Source organism: Tolypothrix sp. FACHB-123, from assembly GCF_014697075.1.
Lineage (GTDB): Bacteria > Cyanobacteriota > Cyanobacteriia > Cyanobacteriales > Nostocaceae > Aulosira.
Genome location: NZ_JACJRE010000047.1, coordinates 12566 through 31600, shown reverse-complemented (window position 1 = coordinate 31600; position 19035 = coordinate 12566). Strand labels below are relative to the sequence as shown.

Genomic DNA, 19035 nt, shown 5'->3' with positions numbered 1-19035 from the left:
ATTCGTAATTCGTAATTAAAAATTGCCATTACGCAATTACGAATCTACCAATTCATTTGAAAATTTGAAATCATCTCACTCTTTGTAGGGTGGGCATTGCCCACCTATCTGATTATTTTAATAGGACTACATAGCCAAGACACAATAGCTAAAAATTACGAATTACTAACTACATTCAAAAGCTCGCTAGGATGGTGAATCAAGAAATGGGGTTTTTGTTTGGCTAGCACTTCTGGCGAATTAAACCCCCAAGCTACGGCAATTACCTTGATATTAGCTTTCTTCGATGCTTCTATATCTCTGGTTTCATCTCCTACATAAATAACTTGTTGGGGTTTAAGTTGCTTTTGCCTTAAGACATTATTGATAATTGTGGTTTTGCCGAAAATTGTCACTCCTGAATAGATAAAATCAAATAAACTCTCTAGATCGTTAATTTTGAGAAATTCCGTGACATTATCTTTAGAATTAGAAGTAATAATCCCTAGCCTGTAACCATGCTGCTTAAGTTGAATCAAAGCTTCTTGAATTCCAGGGATAGGTTTAAATTCGTGAATCTTATTTTTTAATTCTGACTTAACCTTTTTCACTAAAAAAGGTATCTTCAAAACTGAAATCCCAGAATATTTAATAATCTCCCGCGAAGTTAAGTTTCTCAACAAAGCTAATTCTTGCGGAGAAATTTGGACATAACCAAACTCTAAAGCTAAACGATTAGCAATACTTACAAGCGCATCTAATGTATCTGCGATCGTGCCATCAAAATCAAAGATAATTACTTTCTGAGTCATTCTGTTGCCTGGATGCGTCTAGATTAGCACGGGCATTCCGTCGTAACATTTCTGGTTTAATCCGCCGCAAGGCTGATGCCGGAAATTTTCGTTCCCACTCCTCATCTGTGATTTCTGCTAATTCTACCAGCTTAGGAGCCACATTCCCAGGATAAGGATTAAATTCTGTCACATCAGTAACTTGAGCAAAACGTAGATTCCACGGACAAACATCTTGGCAGATATCACAACCTGCAACCCAGCCATGTAACTGGGATTGAATGCTTTGAGGTAATTGTTCTGCTCGATTTTCAATCGTATGATAGGCAATGCAGCGGTTAGCATCGACTACATAAGGACTAGTAATTGCACCAGTAGGACAAGCCTCTAAACAACGAGTACAGGTTCCACAATGTTGCGTGGCGGGGCGATCGCTTTCTAATGACAAATTAGTGATAATCTCCCCTAAAAAGACCCAAGAACCATATTCCCGTGTAATCACATTACCATTTTTGGCAATCCAACCTATACCAGCCTTTTGCGCCCAGACTTTATCCTGTACCGGGCCTGTATCTGCATAATATATCGCTCGCACATCTTCACTGAGCGATCGCAACCAGATAGTCAAAGCCTTGAGTTTTTTATGCATCACCTTGTGATAATCCCTTCCCCAGCCATAACGGGAAATCTTGGCGTATTCCTCGCCTTCGGGACGTTGATGTGGGGTGTAGTAATTTAACGCCACACAAATTAGCGATCGCCCTTCTGGCATCACTAAGTGAATATCCTGACGCTTTGGGTTCGCCATCCAACCCATATCAGCGTTGTAACCCAAGGCTATCCATGCTTGCAAACGCTGTGCCGCCGTCTCATCTACCCCATCTACAGCCGCAATCCCTACCTTGTGAAATCCCAACTCCTGAGCTTTTTTCCTTACCACATCACTTGTGGTTATGCCAGAGTTATTCATTAATCTTATCTAAATTTTGCCCATAGGCAACCCTTCAATACTACTCTACACAGTCAATACCTTGGTATTTAATTTACTATCCATACTATTTGTAACTTTTATTTGCGTTTTATTAAGAAATACTGCAAAATGTAAATCGAGAGGTCAAGCAACCCAGAGTGATGCACGCCTCCTATCTATTTTGCAGAAAACTTATTAAATTGACTGCGGTGCAATCATGACATTCACTTCTGATTCAGCCTCAACCAACTTTTCTTCAGCTTTAAATTACAGCACCCAACCGGGTGATGTCGTTACCTCCAGCATTGCTGTATTTAAAAGCCTCAACGTCGATGACCAACTAGCAGTGCTATGGTACGCATACACCGAAATGGGACGTTCCATCACCCCAGCCGCTACCGGTGCTGCTCGTTTACAATTCGCAGAAGGTCTACTGCAACAAATTCAACAAATGTCTCATGCACAGCAGTTAGAGGTCATGCGCGACCTAGCTGCTAAGAGAAATACTCAATTTTCTCGCTCTTATGGCGTTCTCGGTACCAATACTAAGTTAGCTTTCTGGTATGAATTATCAGAATTAATGGTTAAAGGAATAGTTGTACCCGTACCAGCTGGCTATCAAATCTCTCGTGATGGCGCACAAGTACTAAAAACACTTATAGGATTAGATTTTGGTCAACAAATCACCGTCTTCCGCAAGGTAGTCTCTGATATGGGTATTGACCCTTTCGCTGATTAAATTTTTCGCAATTTGCGACTAAGAAAGGCAATGCTCGCCAAACTAAAATTTGGCGAATATTGCCCAACCTACGGGTATATTAAAAATCACAAAGCAGTCTAGCATCAGTGAATTATTATTTTTCAGATTGTGAGCGAGAAACATAGATAACTTATTAAAAGTACATTAAACGTCACGCCAATACCTATATATCTCTAAGGTTTGAGCATTATTCAATTACTGATTACAAACTTATACTTAGTAAAATTTAAATATTACTGATTATTAATTATACCAATTTTAAAAAAGAATGTGACAGATGGTAGGGGGATGACGCCATGCCTTCTAGAATATATTGATGTGCCGCAAACACTATTTAAATTGGTATTTTTTCCCTCCATCCGCAGAAAGACTCACCAAAAACCAAGCAATATATACCAAAAGCAGCTTTTTTTTGCCTGGCTTTGTGATGAAGATGGATGTTTAGCTAGTCTAACAAAGGTAATTTTATGACAGCTGCTGAATTGAAAGCGACAACACAAACAGAAAAATTATCCATAGAAGGAATTACAGAAACCACAATTGTGCGGTACTTTGAAACTTTGAACGCTGGAGAATTTTCCGCCACAGCCGCCTTGTTTGCTGAGGATGGTATCATGTATCCACCATTTGAATCTGGTTTTGTCGGCCCAGATGAGATCTCCGCCTATCTCCAAGAAGAGGCTCAAGGTATCAAAGCTGAACCCCAGCAAGGAATTATCGAGAATTTGCCAAACGAGCAAATTCAAGTCCAGGTAGCCGGCAAAGCTTTAACGTCCTGGTGTGGTGTTAACGTCTCATGGCTGTTTCTTCTCAACCAACAACGACAAATTGTCGAAACTAGAATTAAACTTCTAGCTTCTCCACAAGAGTTACTCGCCATCCGTCGTGATTAAGCAGTTAACGACCAGCAAAATCTACTTATCAATTCAATTATTTTTAGCTTTTGGAAGCAGCAGTTTCCTGGAAAGCTCTAAATAACAATTTTCTACCTAACTCAACATCTGATGGCGCACATTGCCAATCGGGGTGTGCTGTCATCAGCAAACTATCTAAAGTTTCACAATCGAATAAATGCCATACTGGCGCGCCATTAATCTCATCTGCTACTGCATAGCAATTGGAACTCACACAGTGAATCTGACAATTACTAGCAATTCTTCTCAAAGTCATCTGTTCTCCAGGCTTTAGCGAGCGGAATTGCTCAATAGCTTGCTTTAGTTCGCTTTTGCTAGACACCGTTAATCCAGGAATAGCTACTGTGAGATTACTGTTGCCATTGACTGCAACCCAATAGTGACGACTGGGGTCAATTCCTTCTAGCCAAGGTAATTCATCATCAAGGCGATAGCGTGGTGACAAACAAAATAAAGCTTCCATAGGAAGAACCATGACTTGAGACTTCAATTTGCAGTAGGTTTGCATAGACAGCAGGGATGGTATCGATAGCTAGATGCGATCGCAAACCCTACCTAAGTCTTCATAGTCTGATAAATAACACTAATAAATCAAATAAATTTAGCAAAAGTTATCAATATTATTTACATTTCTCAATAATTTATGGAGCAGACCAATTCCAAATTGAGCATTCAGAATTGGCACTATCGAACATTCCGAGCAAAGAGCAAGCTGTATTTTGTGTAGTATTAATAATACCTTGAGTTTCAATCAAGGAATTTCAACTAACTAATTCGGGTAAAGTAGCTTCTAACTTCAGGCAGTTAGCGCCATCTACCTGTAACTGATACTCAACCTTATCCATCAATCGGTTCATAATTAGCCAACCATAACCCCCTTCTTGTTTTTCTAAAGGGTTTGGCGGAAAGTAAGTAGACATATCAAAGCCTTCACCGTAGTCCCAAACCTCTAAAGCCAGATCCCGGTTTTTTAACTCCAAACGTAGTAAAACAGGTAAATTAGCCTGTTCCTTATGAGCATGGCGGACTACATTCGAGTAAGCTTCTACCAAAGCCAGCCGCAAACGACTTGATTGTCGCGACCAATCAACCGATTCTCCTAGCTGGATTTTCAAGCATCCTAACAACCAGTTTTCGACAATATTTAAAAAATTTAAGTCACTGGGTACATGTAGCTCACTTTTCATTACTTACAAAACCTCCAATGAGAGTATAGTTTGGTCGTCTTCTTGAACTGGGCTGTTTGCCTGAATACGAGTTAATAAATCGCTAAGATAAAGTGGTTTTGGTTGTTGTTGCAAAAGTTGCCAAAGACCGTCTTGATTCAGCATAGATCTACTAAATGCTTGACTATTATCTTCAGTATTTTTACATTTAAACACACTATTTGATACCATTGCTTCTGTAATTCCATCACTGGCTAACAGCAAGATATCATTGGGATTCAGCACTAAGTGACCAGACTGTGCCTGCCATTTAGGCAATATACCTAAGGGAATGCTGCGAACCTTAAGATATTGGGGTTGTTCTGATGCAGTCGTATCTGAAGACCAAAGTAACGGATAGATGTGCCCGGCATTAGCATAGACAAATTGCCTAGTGCTAGGCGTATAACATGCTAAGACGAGAGTGATAAAACAATTGTTGCTAATCAAGTCATCAGACATAGCATGATTCAGATTTTGCATGACTATATTTGGCTCAGCCGGCGTTTCTTGAGATAATTCTCGCCGTAACACTGAAATAGCACTAGCCATAAACAAAGCTGCTGGTACGCCCTTACCGGAAACATCACCTACTGCCAACCACAAGTCCCCTTTCGGATGAACAAATACTTCAAAAAAATCACCTCCTACTTCCCGCGCCGCATAGCAGCAAGCTTGTACTTTTGCGCCCTTAATATCAGGTAAACTTTGCCTTAGTAAGTTATTTTGAATTTGGCGGGCAACTTCTAACTCAGCTCGAATTTGGTGTTGTTTTTCTTGGAGGCGCTGATATAGTTTTGCTTGTGACAGTGCTAAAGCAGCTTGTTCCGCAACACCTGCAATCAGTTGAATGTCTTCATCTTGCCAAGAATGATCCTGACCTCTTTGGTAAAGGGCAAGCACAGCCAGCAGTTGTTGCTGATAAGACAATGGCACAACTAACTGGTGACAAGGGTTACCATCATCTATCCCTTGAGTCAGTTGATACTGACGAGTTGCAAGTACTTTTTCAATTAAAGAGCTAGGGTCAAAGGCAGAAAGTGATGTATCAAAATTAGGATCTTGATAAGAGAAGACATCTGATGTTAGACAATCGCCCTCTACTGGCCTCAGGAAGCAACAAGTTGTTTCAAATGTTTCACCAATAGTTGCCACAATCTTTTGCAGCATACTGTCGTAGTCTAAAGACTCACGAATTGCTGTTGTTACGGCATTAAATAAAGATTCTCGCCGTAATGCTCTACGTAGCTCTTGAGTCCGCTTTTTAACTAAACGATAGGTATCAGTAGCTTGCTCAACCAGTGCCTTTAACCTTTGAGGATTCCAGGGTTTGGTGATGTACTTAAATACTTGACCTGAGTTAATTGCATCTACCAAGTCTTCCACATCAGTAAAACCAGTCAGCAAAATCCTGATGGTATCGGGAAAACGCTCTACCGTGCGGCTCAAGAATTCAGTGCCGTTCATTTCTGGCATTCTTTGGTCAGAAATAATCACAGCCATTTCGCCCTCTTTATCTAAAATTTCTAGGGCGCTAAGGGCATGATTGGCTTGATATACGTCAAAATCTCGTCTAAAAGTGCGGTAGAGTAAATCTAAGTTATCTGGCTCATCATCTACCACCATGAGCTTGAGTTTGTTTCCCTCGATTTCAGTCATATGTGACTTTAACTTTTTAGATACTGGTATTGAGCAAAAGTGTAATTTTTATGACACCTAATAAATAATGACATAACCAAAAATCAACACCATATAGTGTAGGCAAGCAATAGCCACCAGGAAAAGAGCTACTTCCAAGTGTATAGAGCTAGCAGGCGCACAAATCAGACAGTAGTCCTATAAAGAAGATACCCACTTTGCAATCAAATATTTTGCTTAAAGTTGGAGATTTTTCTTTATCTTTCGTCGTTGGGAGCGACATTGCTCAACTTCAACTTATCCCACCAATCCAGAACGCAACGCACGAACTGCCGCTTGAGTGCGATCGTCAGCACATAGCTTATTTAAAATATTCCGGACGTGAGTTTTCACTGTCCCGACTGTGATGTAAAGCCTTTCTGCGATGACTGCATTGCTACAACCTTCGACAATCAACTGTAACACTTCTAATTCTCTTTCTGTCAGGGTGTAAGGATCTATATGTTCCTGAATCTCCCCAGAAGCAGAGGTATTCAGGAGATTTTTTGTATCTAATGATACTAGATCTTGTTTAGCAGGATTTTGTTGTGCTTGTTGTAATACAATTCTAGCGATCGCCGGATCTATCCAAGCATTGCCATTGTGGGTTACTCGCACTGCTTCTAGCAAATTATCAAATTTAATATCCTTCATACAGTAGGAATCAGCTCCAGCCGCGAAAGCTGCGAGTACTGCCTCTTTGTTATCTCTGAGTGTTAGAATTAACACCTTAATTTTTAACTCTGCTCCATTACTAGTAGTCTTTAACTCCCGCGTCAACTCAATACCATCTTTATCTGGTAAGCCAATATCTACAATCGCAATATCCGGTTGTAGCGTTTTTAACATTTTCAGACCTTCCGCAGCATTGGCAGCTTCTCCTACAATTTCAATTTCCTCTTTTTGCAGTAGTGCTGTCCGAATACCCACACGGGTGAGGTCATGATCTTCAATCAGAGCAATACGAATTTTACTCATAGCCAACTTCCGCCCGTTACACTACCTTAACTGTAAAATCGAGTTTACTCAAAACTTGTAGGAAATGCAGTCACTAAATATCTATACAAAAATTTAAAAGTGCTTTGTGAGTAAAGCTAACACGTAAAGGTGTTACCAATGCCATAGGCATTCATTCCCTCAGGAACATCACACTCTCATCATAGAATTAAGCAGGCTAAACCCCAAGCAAATACATCTGTTATCAATTAATTAATTTGGCTGCCTATTGCTAGGGATTGCCAACAATTAAAGCAACAAGACAAGCACCAGCATCCTTAAGAGATGGGATGGGTAGTTTGTTCATATTGCCAAACTCTTGTACTACAACTCACAAAAGCTCATAAACTATGAAAGCGAACTATAACCAATATATTTGAATTCCCAGCCAAATATGTCCTCTCCATCTGCTAGAGATATAGCATCTGCCACAAAACAGGATGCTTTGAGACAAACACCCGATCGTTAAAATATCTTCATTGACATGAAGCTTAAGTTGTTTTTGAAGGCTAGCATTATTGGCAAGCGAATGTAAAATCCCTATTTTACCCTGCTTCAACTCAGAGTATGGGAAAGTATATCCAGAAGGCTCCGCCTAGGCTGTTGAATGTAAGCGGTGATTCTAGAACTACCCTATAGTTAATTACTTAACTATAAGATACTTCTCGAAATGCATGAATCATTTCAGACATTTCTAAAAATTCCCACCAAGATGACTACTTATGTTCAGATAAGATATTTTTATAGCAATAAAAATGTAATATTTATAGCAATCCTCAAATATTTCTCAGTAACATTTACAGCAACCTGCATGAAAGTCTAAATTCACACATTAAACATTACATAGGATTACGGTAGCTAGCATAGAATTTTTTAAATTATTTCTAGCAGAAAATTTACTTAGTTTTATAGACCTAAGCACAAATTGCTGATAGCTAAAATGACCACAGACAATATATTAAAAAATTTGATAAACTAACCTTCGAGAGACTGTGGTGTGAGGCTAAAGTAAAAATCGTCTATGTCTAAACGCAATCAAGCATTTTCAGTGTTGGGAATACCAGTCCATGTGATGGCTAACTATCCAGGCTGGTTGCTAGAATGCCTGCAACAAGGCAGAGGAACTCATGTAGTAACGCTCAATGCAGAAATGACTATGCAGGCAGAACGTAATAGTGCCTTAGCTAAAGTCATTCAAGATGCGGAGTTAGTAATTCCAGATGGAGCAGGAGTAGTTCTGTATTTGCGGTGGCTATTATGGCAAAAAGTAGAACGTTGTCCTGGAATTGAACTAGCAGAAACACTATTACAAGAATTGGGAAAACAGCATATTCCTGCCAAGGTATTTTTCTATGGTGGAGCACCAGGAGTCGCTGCAAAAGCCGCAGAATTTTGTCAACAGCAAATTCCTAGTTTAAATGTAGTCGGTACTAACTCCGGTTACCATTCCCAAGAAGAAGAAGAGGAATTGCGAGAAGCTCTCAGTCAATTACAGCCACAAGTAATTTTTGTAGGTTTAGGAGTACCACGTCAAGAATTATGGATTGCTAAACACCGTTATTTATGTCCTCAAGCAATTTGGATTGGTGTTGGTGGCAGTTTTGATATTTGGTCTGGTACGAAAAATCGCGCTCCGGCTTGGTTAGGAAATAACAATTTAGAATGGCTATATCGGCTTTATCAAGAACCTTGGCGCTGGCGGAGGATGTTAGCTTTACCAGAGTTTGCCTTCAAAGCTTTTATTTATCATTTAACTGCCAGAAGAGCAATTTCTTGAAGATTAGCTGTAAGTAACTGTCTTTCGGGTTTTCTTATACCTCTATCTCCCGTTGTTGCTCAGTGACTGCGGTTAGGGTAACCCTAGAGAGAGACAACCGTCACCCCTAAGGGGTGATTATTTTTTTTGGGGCTGAAAATTCAGCCTTCTAACTTCTTCAGCAGACAATTTCTGAGTGGTAATTACTGAGTATTGCGGGCAGAAAACTTAAGATTTTTAATTTGAGATTTGAAATTCTCAGATTTAATCTGGGAATCATTATTTTGTATGGAATTTCCACTGTCAAAGATTTATCTTTTCCTAACAATTCAGCAATGCCACTATTAACAACTCAGGAAACGAACAAAGAAATTATACCTAGAGAAGGCAGCACAACTGACCAGCAAAGCAGCAGTGCTATATTGCAATTGCGATCTGTGACAAAAACCTATACTAATGGTTGTCATGCATTGGTAGATGTAAACCTAGAAGTCAAACAAAAAGAATTTTTATTTATCACAGGCCCAAGTGGTTCTGGTAAATCAACTCTGTTGAAACTATTTTATGGTGAAGAGTTGGCAACACAGGGAGAAGTAATTGTTGATGATTGTAACATTGCTGCATTGCGGGGCGATCGCTTGTCATTATTGCGGCGACGTATTGGCATTGTGTTTCAAGACTATAAACTGATTCCCCAACGAACAGTTGCAGAAAATGTGACTTTTGTCTTGCAGGCTCAAGGTTATACCAAAAAAGAAATTCAACGCCGTTTAGAACCAACATTAAAGCTGGTGGGTTTGCTTTCTAAAGCAAACTCCTTTCCAGATCAACTTTCTGGTGGAGAGCAACAAAGGGTGAGTATTGCCAGAGCAATAGTCGGAACACCACCACTACTTTTGGCCGATGAACCAACAGGAAACCTCGATCCAGATAATTCTTGGCAAGTGATGCAAATTCTCCAAAAGTTAAATACTTTTGGCGCAACAGTAATTGTCACTACCCATGATGAACAATTAGTACGCAGGTGCAATCATCCAGTAGTGCAAGTCCGAAATGGAAAGCTATATTACAAATAGGCAGCAGCTATCTATTAGATGACTTTGAAAAACTAATGTCTTGTAAATGGGAGTGATAAATCAGATAAAACAGCATTAATACTAGTTCCAAAAATGACAGATATTAAATTTTTTTGGTTTTCCTACTGCCCTGATTTCCTGATGTTGCTACCTCATACCCTATATTTGTGCTATGAGAGGTGATGCTTGATCCTCCATAGATTTTTCAGATAAGTCTGGAGATTCCCACCAGCTAGGATCGGGTAAATTTTCCTGCTTAATTGGAATCTCAATAACAAACTCTGCACCATTCCCTGGACAGGAGACACAGTATAAAGAGCCACCATGTTTTTCAACCACAATTTGATGGCTGATTGACATCCCCAAACCTGTTCCTTTACCAGCAGGTTTAGTTGTGAAGAAAGGGTCAAACACCCGCTTTTGCACTATCTCTGTGATTCCTGGCCCGTTGTCCGCAATCCGAATCATAATGCGATCGCTTGCTACTACTTCTGTATGAATGCGAATTATAGGTGATATGCTATTTTCAAAACTCTGTTCATTCCCCATTAACTCTTCCAAGGCATCAATTGCATTACTGAGGACATTCATAAACACTTGGTTCATTTTGCCTGCAAAGCACTCAACAGCAGGCAAATTCCCATAATCTTTAATAAGTTGAATCGCCGGATAACCAGGTTTTGCCTTTAAGCGATGGTCAATAAGCATCAGTGTACTATTTAAACCATCATGGATATTTACTTTTTTGACTTCGGCTTCATCATGACGGGAAAAATTGCGAAAAGATTGCACGATTTCCTGAATTCTTTGAGTTCCAATTGCCATTGAAGAGATAATTTTAGGTAAATCCAACCTGAGAAACTCCAAGTCTATTTCTTTGGATTTTTTGGCAATCTCTGGATTAGAGTTAGGAAACTGAGTTTGGTAGAGGTTAATGAGTTCTAGTAAGTCTTCAATATAACAGCTAGCGTGCTGAAGATTGCCATGTATAAAGTTGACTGGATTATTAATTTCGTGTGCAACACCTGCTACTAACTGACCTAGAGTAGCTAATTTTTCTGATTGGATCAGTTTCACTTGAGCCTTTTGCAGATCTTGCAGTGCTTGGGAAAGCTCTTTAGTCCTGTCAGCTACCCGTTGCTCTAACTCTTGAGTTAACTTCTGTAATGCTAATTCTGCGGATACTCGTTCTTGAATTTCTTGTTGAAGACGTACATTCTGTTTCTCTAGAGCTAAGGTGACATTTTGCAGCTTCAAATGAATTTGTATACGAGCTAAGGCCTCCGCTTGCTGAAACGGCTTAGTAATATAATCTACAGCACCTAGAGAAAGACCTTTGACTTTATCTACTGTGTCAGCAAGGGCAGTCATAAAAATGATGGGAATATGTTGTGTTTTAGGATTTGTTTTTAATCGATAGCAAGTTTCAAATCCATCAATTCCTGGCATCATTACATCTAATAAAATTAGCTCTGGTGGCTCATATTCAACTTGCTTAATTGCACTTTCACCACTAGTTGCAACCGCCACATCAAAGCCTGCATCTGTTAAAGCTTCTGAAAGTACTTCTAAGTTTGTCGGAGTATCATCAACAATTAAAATTAAATTTGTTTCTGGGTTCTGCATTATTCTTATTAAACCTTTATTGAAATAATTAGATTTTAACAAGCAGGAAAATTAATTATTTATATTGATATATTTCTCCATAATTTTTTGAATTTTTTCTATTTGAAAATTTTGTGCTAATTGCTGTATTTCTTGGACAAATGGACTAAATATAATATTATTTTTTTCTAATTCATCTAGTTGTTTTTGTATTGCTTTAATGCGACCTTTTAACGCTAATTCATACAACTGTTTTAGTTCTGCCATCGGAGGTAGTACTACTTCTTGCGTTATTGCCAAATCTGTGTAATTTTCATCATAAATCCATTCCAATTCTAAATATATATGTAATTTTCCAAATAGCTCTGATGCTTGCACAGGTTTGGGAAGAAAGTCATCACCGCCTGCGTCTAAACTCTTCTGCTTATCAGAGTCAAATACGCTTGCTGATGAGACAATTATTTTCAGATGACTCAAATCAGGAGAATTGCGCAATTTTTGTATCATCTCTAATCCATTCATTCCTGGCATACTAACATCTGTAATAATCAGGTCTGGCACAGATTCAGCAATTTTTTCTAATGCTTCTTGTCCATCTACTGCTTCGACAATTTCAAAACCGATAGGTTCGAGTAGATTCACTAATACAGAGCGATTTTCCCAACGATCGTCTACGACGAGAATTTTTCGTTTTTCCCCTTTAAAACTAATAATTGTTCCTTGTTGAGAAACTTTTGATTTATCAGCCCATTCTCTTGATTCAGAAATTTCTACATCAAACCAGAAGATGCTACCCTTTTCGGGTTGGCTTTTTACTTCTATGCTGCCACCCATCATAGAAACAATTTTTTGACTAATTGCTAAACCTAATCCCGTGCCCTCTGATTGTTTTTTAACATTACCTACCTGCTCAAAAGGTAAAAATATTTTTTTTATTTGCTCGCTAGACATACCTACACCTGTATCTTCCACTATGAAGCGCACTTGATAGGTAGAAGGTTCATCTTGATAACCACTTTTTATCTGCTGAATTTTGACTATAAATGTAACACTACCTTTTTCAGTAAACTTGATAGCATTGCCCAATAAATTAATTAAAACTTGGCGTAATCGTTTTTCATCTGCTTGGATACCTATTGGTAGTAGTCCATCAGGTTGATAAACAAAAGTGATTCCTTTTTGTTCAGCTTTAATGCGACAAATTTCAGAAACTGCCTGGAGAAAAGAGGGAAAATGAAAACTTGTAGGATACAATTCCATTTTCCGAGCTTCGATTTTAGAGAGATCGAGAATATCATTAATGAGGGTCAGGAGATGTGAAGCGCATTGATTAATAATATTAATGCCTTTCTGCTGTTTTTCTGACATATTTTTTGAGGTTTGCAGAATTTGTGCATAACCTAAAATCCCATTAAGGGGTGTGCGTAGCTCATGGCTCATGTTGGCCAGGAATTCGCTCTTAGCACGATTGGCACCATCAGCTAATTCTTTCGCTTCTTTAAGTTCAACTGTACGTTCCTCAACACGTAGTTCTAAGTCCTCAAATGACTCTTTTAATTGGGCTGCCATTTGATTAAAAGACTGTGCTAAAACATCTAATTCATCTGCATAATTTAAGTCCAAATGTTGCTTTTGCTTGTCATTAATAATTACTTCGTTATCTTGAACTAAACGTAGTGCTCTCTGTGCATCAACTGCTGCTAGTTTATGGCACTCTTCGAGAATGGGTTGCAAGCGTTTATTAAGTTGGCGAATAAATAGAATGACTACCAAAGCTAACACTGTACCAGCACCTAATGCACCTCCAACGGCGATGGATAATACTGGGACTAATACAACTGACTGAGGTACCGCTGCCAACATTAACCAGTTCGTTCCTTTAACCTTTTGAAATACCCAGTATTTTCCTCTAGCTTGCACAAATCCATCATCATCTTTTTCAATCTGCTGCCAGACATCTCTTAGCTGTGGTATATCCTTATAAGTCGCTAGTGATTTAGCTTTTTGCTGATCGGGCGGATAAGCAAGTAGATTGCCATGTTCGCTGATAATTGCAAAGTAACCTCCTCCCCAAGTTACAGGTGCTTTAACTTGGTCACTCAACGCCGTCACGTTAATGTCTAATGCAGCAATCCCTATCATCTCCTGATGATCGTTAAATATTGGGCCGTTATAAGTTGTTAAAGTTAGCCCGTACCATTGATAGGGTTCTAGCCAGAAGTTTTTTTTGGTTGTTACAGGTAATTTGTAATAATCCTGTTTGGGGTATTGATCGTCTTGGTACAAATCTGCATAGCGCATCTTGTTATATGGAGGTGGTAATTGCCGACCAATTTGACCGGGAGTGTTTTGATCGACAAAAAAGTACGGCCAATACCATTCACGCTCTGGTACAACTTGAAAGGGAGTCTGACCAAAGCCTAATGCCATTGTTAGAGATGAGCGCTGTTGAAACAGATTAAATACTAATTGCTTGTAAGCTTCTGGATCTCTAACTCCTTGATGGTGCATGGATTTAACCGCAGCAGATAAATCCAGCATAGACTGCTGCACCCTAGCCAGTTCTCCTTCAATTAACTTGACTTGTGTACTTAAATTACTTCGCATTTCACTTCTAGCTCGCTGTTCTAAAGCTTGATAGAAGAAGTAGGACATGCTGCCTAAACCGACTAAAGCACCGCCTAGTACATAGAGAAATAATCTTGAGGCTATAGATTTACGTATAGGATTTCTCATATCCTTCCAGCTACTGGTTAATTTGCAACACAGATGTTAAATGGAGAATTTACTTAGTAAAGAATTTCATAGTCTGAGAACATAATCAATTCAAACCATCCCTAATAATAATTTGATTGATACGTTACTTATTTATGAATGCCGCACTAAATACTCATAGTTAATAGTTCCCAATTTTCTTTGATGAATAACATCCAAATTATCAGTTGGGGGTTTAAAAAAACCAACACCTGTAAAGTATGAAAAATAAGCATTCATCAACTGACTATCAATTGCTGGACAAGAAATAGAAGTATCTGCCAGACAATCCAGCGTATTTTGACAATCAAATGCTTGAGATGTTCGTAAAAATATTTCCAAATAAGTCATTTGGTTCTTCTGATTTTTCTCAGTAAACAGCGAGAGTATTGGCGTTAAGGAATTTTCTTGAGAGTTATCCAAATTCAGCAATTTTTCTTGCCATTTTTCATGTGGGAGTATTTGAATTGGGTAGCCCATACTGTCAATTTCATTGACAAAAATGCTCCAGGGCAGTGGATGAGGATTGACAATATGAAAAGTTTTGCCTAAAGACTCTCTCTTTCTTGATAAGTGGACGATCGCGCTACTGGCATAGTCTATGGGAGTTATATTCACCCATAAATCGAGATCTGGGGCAGATCCCATTTGAATCATCCCTTTGATGATTCTGCACATTAAGTCATTTATTTGAGAAGCACCTGTTTGACTATGACCGGAGATCATGCCCAGTCTATATATGGAGGCAGGAATACCTCGAGATTGAGCAGTCATGACTAACTTCTCCGCTATCCATTTAGTTTGAGCATAGCCCCTAGTCAGGTATTCAAAGTATTTTAAATTTTGATCTTCGCGGATAATTTTGCCTTCAAGAAAGATGAGCGGTTTCAGTACATCAATTGTGGAGATAAAGTGAACAGGAGTAACTTTACCCTGACTAGCTAACCTAAGAATTTCCTGAGTTCCCAGCACATTGGTAGCTCGCAATGTATTGTATGGGTAAACTAGATTCACGAAAGCTCCACAATGATAAATCAGGTCGAGCTTGCTTGCCAAATCTCGGAATTTTTCGTGAGTTAATCCGAATAAAGGCTGTGATAAATCTCCCAGGATCGGAATCACCCTAGAACTTAACTCACCACTTGTAAGCATGTAACGTTCTAGATTGGTTTGAATTTTCTGCCGAGCTGCTTCATAGTTAGAAGAACGTACAAGACAATAAATATTTGCCTGAGTCTGTTGTAGTAGCTCATGCAGTATAAAAGCTGCTAAAAAACCAGTTGCTCCAGTCAAGAATATATGCTCTGGCGCAGTTGTCGTTTCTACAAAAGGTACTTCAGGACTAATGGTCGGATCTAAGACAGTTTCGGACTGCCAGTCTACGGGAGTTTCTTCTTCGATGGAAACAGCAGAATCCAAACCTTGGGCGACGTTAATTGCTTTGATTAATCCAGCTATGGTTGGCTCTCTCAAAAGGTAATATAGGGGTAATTTGACTGGAATTACCTCTTCTACTTGATGAAGCAACTGGGCTGTTAGTAGAGAGTGTCCTCCCAGGTCAAAGAAGTTATCGTCAATTCCAACTTGTTCAATTGCGAGAATCTGAGACCAAATTTCCGCAAGTTGCTTTTCTAGGGAAGTTGATGGTGCAACATATGGGTTTGTTAACATGGGTCGGTCTTTCTTCGGTTGAGGTAGCGATCGCCGATCGATTTTCCCATTTGGTGTTAATGGCAACTTATCCATGACGACAAATGCTGACGGAACCATATAATCGGGTAGTTGTTCCTTTAAATATGTACGTAGCTTAGGAACTAAGTTGCTTTTCTCAGTGACTTGCAGTGGATTATTAGCGTAAGCACTTAAAGGCTTCAACTCAATTGGTTGCTCAGGAACTGCCAAGATAATTCCTTGGTCTGTTAGCTGCAATTTGCTTTGCAAGAGTACATCATACTTACCAGGAGTATTAAGTTGTGACCAATTGATATAGACGTTATAGGGTAAATACTTACCAATACTCCAGAAGTCCTCTGGATGCACTGTTGACTGTTCAGTAATTTGCTGGAGGGCTGCTCGTATTTCACCGACAGTGGCTAATTTATCGGAACTTGCTAATAGTTCCACTGCCTTTACATCTAGAAAAACTCGACTATCAGGAACATTAATAATTTTGAGAGTTGTTGGTTGTTCCGCCTTTAGATATTGGCAAATTTTTGATAGCGATAGCTCTTGTTGTTGCCAATCCCAACATAAAGGCTGTTCATCTAGATAGACCTCAGTTTCTATATGGAGGATGATATCTAAGCGAAATCTAACAAGTTCGTTTTGTGAATGACCCCGTTTGATTATGGTTTGAACATGACTGATGCGGGGTATAGACTGCTTGAGGACAGTAAAGAAGTCTGGATGAATTACTAGTTCTGTGTCCTGGACAATCCCTTCCTGGATCTTCTGTTGAAGTTGATATTTAGAATCAGAAGGAATAGCTTGGCTCAGTTGTACTGCGGTATGAAAAGCTTCGAGTAAGGACAAGCTACGAACATCACCAATAAAAATCTGCCCGCCTGGTTTGACTAACTTAACAATCTTCTCTAGAGCTTGGGCAAGATAATTGACGCTAGGAAAGTACTGAATTACTGAGTTAATGATGACTGTATCGAAGCTTCCGGGTTCTAGTCCTTCCATTTCATGAGCAGCTCTTTGGGAGAGCGTTACATGAGACCAATTTTGTGTCTCTTTTCTCAACTGTTGCTCAATATGATGGATAGCTTCTGCGGAGATATCTGTACCTACGTAGTAACTACAATGAGGAGCAATGCGAAATAAGAGTAGGCCATTGCCACATCCAATATCTAAGACTCTCTGAGGACGTAAGGAAAGAATGCGCTCTAAGGTGTGGTTCATCCATTCATGCATCTCATCAGCTGGTATGGGTAGACCGGTGAAACTATCATTCCAGCCAATCCAATCTTCTGGTGAATTACTGTAGTTAGCATTCCACACTTGCTTCCATTCCTGAAGTTGCTCAGTTAAAAAAGGATCGATTGGTGTGGATGACTTAGAGTCATCTCGTGTAGGAACAACATACGCGACCAAGCGTTTGTTTCCTGGCTGATCCTCTCTCGCAATCACAACTGCTTCTTTGACAGATGGATATTGGCTAAGAGTTGTTTCAATGTCTCCTAATTCAACTCGAAAGCCACGGATTTTGACTTGATAATCAATTCGACCAATAAATTCAATACTTCCATCCGGTAAATAACGAGCTAAATCTCCAGTTTTATAGAGACGATCCTCTAATTTATGACTGAATGGATGGGAAATGAACCTTTCACGAGTTAGTTCTGGACGATTGAGGTAACCTCTGGCGACTCCATCACCACCAATGTAGACTTCTCCTGGTACACCAACAGGAGCGAGTTTGAGCGGATCGTTTTTACGGCGTGCTGGTTCTTGGAGTAGATAAATCTGTGTGTTAGCAATGGGGTGGCCTAAGGGTACAAAAGTGCTACCAGGTTCTACTTTATGCACCATTGACCAAATAGTAGTTTCGGTAGGCCCGTACATATTCCACAAAGAGCCACCCTTTTCTAGCAGTTGATTAGCCAGCGCTATAGTCATGGCTTCTCCACCACAGAGCATTTTTAGTTGCTTATTACCTTGCCATCCAGATTCGAGGAGGAGACGCCAAGTTGCTGGGGTAGCTTGGATGACTGTAGCGCCAGATTGAGTCAACAGTTGTGATAACTGTTTGCCGTCAGCTATGGCTTCACGACTAACTAAGATAATGCGAGCACCGACAATTAGAGGTAAAAATATCTCTAAAGCTGCGATATCAAAAGAGATTGTAGTAATTGCTAATAATACATCGCTTTGGGTTAATCCTGGTTCTTGGCGCATAGAATTCAGGAAGTTGATGACGGCATGATGGATAATCTGAACGCCTTTGGGTTTACCAGTAGAACCGGATGTATAGATGGTATAGGCTAAATTTTCCGGATTTACACCACTCTCGACATTTTCTGTGCTGTGTTGAGTAATAAATTGCCAATTTGCATCAATATAAATGACTTGTACCCGTTGATCGATTGTTGGTAATTGCTCCCGCAGGTGCTTTTGTGTGATGAGTATGGGCATCTGGGAGTCTGATATCGTGAATTCTAAGCGATCTTGAGGATAGCTAGGATCGAGAGGGATATAAGCTCCACCAGCTTTAAGTATCCCTAATAAAGCAATTATCATCTCTAGCGATCGCTCAACACAAACTCCAACTAAAGTCTCTGGTTTGACTCCTAGCGTTCTCAGATGATGTGCTAATTGATTAGCTTTTTGATTGAGCTGTTGATATGTCAATTGCCGATCTTGAAAAATGACCGCTACAGCATCAGGGGTTTGTGAAACTTGAAATTCCACCAGTTGATGAATGGAAACATTTTTTACATTACGCAGCATTGATTTTTCCATATAACCAAATGTTGAACTGGAAATACTCAAAGTAGTCAACAGTAACCTTTTAAAGTCTGTGGCAGTGCATCCCTTAATTGTTTTCAGA

General features: G+C 39.5%; 13 protein-coding genes. 4 read left to right on the top strand and 9 right to left on the bottom strand.

Translation table 11 applies throughout. The features are described from left to right. Positions 1 to 155 precede the first annotated feature (155 nt). Both H6G41_RS25120 and queG read right to left on the bottom strand, forming a co-directional pair. Positions 156 to 791, bottom strand: a complete 636-nt coding sequence (locus H6G41_RS25120; RefSeq protein WP_190749725.1) for an HAD-IA family hydrolase — start codon at positions 789 to 791, stop codon at positions 156 to 158. Next, positions 766 to 1740: a tRNA epoxyqueuosine(34) reductase QueG gene (gene queG / locus H6G41_RS25115; protein ID WP_190749723.1), complete on the bottom strand. Its 975-nt coding sequence runs from the start codon at positions 1738 to 1740 to the stop codon at positions 766 to 768. Before queG ends, H6G41_RS25120 begins: the two co-directional genes overlap by 26 nt. A 217-nt stretch (positions 1741 to 1957) precedes the next feature. Here queG and H6G41_RS25110 point away from each other — a divergent pair, with 217 nt between their 5' ends. Continuing rightward, a complete protein-coding gene (locus H6G41_RS25110) occupies positions 1958 to 2479 on the top strand; it encodes an orange carotenoid protein N-terminal domain-containing protein (protein ID WP_190749721.1) in 522 nt (173 codons plus the stop codon). A 488-nt stretch (positions 2480 to 2967) separates the two neighbouring features. Beyond that, a complete protein-coding gene (locus H6G41_RS25105) occupies positions 2968 to 3393 on the top strand; it encodes a nuclear transport factor 2 family protein (RefSeq protein ID WP_190749719.1) in 426 nt (141 codons plus the stop codon). A gap of 43 nt (positions 3394 to 3436) precedes the next feature. On the opposite strand, the gene H6G41_RS25100 is transcribed toward H6G41_RS25105, so the two are convergent. From H6G41_RS25100 to H6G41_RS25085, 4 genes are all read right to left on the bottom strand, one after another. Then, on the bottom strand, positions 3437 to 3877 hold the full coding sequence (locus tag H6G41_RS25100) for a hypothetical protein (RefSeq protein WP_190749773.1): 441 nt from the start codon (positions 3875 to 3877) through the stop codon (positions 3437 to 3439). Positions 3878 to 4175: 298 nt separating this feature from the next. After that, the gene (locus H6G41_RS25095; RefSeq protein WP_096645078.1) at positions 4176 to 4601 is read right to left on the bottom strand and encodes an anti-sigma regulatory factor; all 426 of its coding nucleotides are present in this window, start codon (positions 4599 to 4601) and stop codon (positions 4176 to 4178) included. Between the two features lie 3 nt (positions 4602 to 4604). Further along, entirely contained in the window at positions 4605 to 6278 is a 1674-nt protein-coding gene (locus H6G41_RS25090) for a SpoIIE family protein phosphatase (RefSeq protein WP_190749718.1), read from the bottom strand. 276 nt (positions 6279 to 6554) lie between these two features. Then, the gene (locus H6G41_RS25085) at positions 6555 to 7274 is read right to left on the bottom strand and encodes a response regulator transcription factor (protein WP_190749716.1); all 720 of its coding nucleotides are present in this window, start codon (positions 7272 to 7274) and stop codon (positions 6555 to 6557) included. Between the two features lie 1039 nt (positions 7275 to 8313). Between H6G41_RS25085 and H6G41_RS25080 the strand changes: the two genes are divergently transcribed. Together H6G41_RS25080 and ftsE are read left to right on the top strand one after the other, a co-directional pair. Continuing rightward, positions 8314 to 9069: a WecB/TagA/CpsF family glycosyltransferase gene (locus H6G41_RS25080; RefSeq protein ID WP_190749714.1), complete on the top strand. Its 756-nt coding sequence runs from the start codon at positions 8314 to 8316 to the stop codon at positions 9067 to 9069. Between the two features lie 314 nt (positions 9070 to 9383). After that, entirely contained in the window at positions 9384 to 10124 is a 741-nt protein-coding gene (gene ftsE / locus H6G41_RS25075; protein ID WP_190749712.1) for a cell division ATP-binding protein FtsE, read from the top strand. Between the two features lie 159 nt (positions 10125 to 10283). Here the strand turns inward: ftsE and H6G41_RS25070 are convergent, their stop codons facing one another. The 3 genes from H6G41_RS25070 to H6G41_RS25060 form a co-directional block, all read right to left on the bottom strand. Then, entirely contained in the window at positions 10284 to 11750 is a 1467-nt protein-coding gene (locus H6G41_RS25070; RefSeq protein ID WP_190749710.1) for a response regulator, read from the bottom strand. Between the two features lie 51 nt (positions 11751 to 11801). Beyond that, the gene (locus H6G41_RS25065; protein WP_190749708.1) at positions 11802 to 14465 is read right to left on the bottom strand and encodes a hybrid sensor histidine kinase/response regulator; all 2664 of its coding nucleotides are present in this window, start codon (positions 14463 to 14465) and stop codon (positions 11802 to 11804) included. A 132-nt stretch (positions 14466 to 14597) separates the two neighbouring features. Further along, positions 14598 to 18935, bottom strand: coding sequence for an amino acid adenylation domain-containing protein (locus tag H6G41_RS25060; protein WP_190749706.1), 4338 nt, complete (start codon positions 18933 to 18935; stop codon positions 14598 to 14600). Positions 18936 to 19035 lie beyond the last annotated feature (100 nt).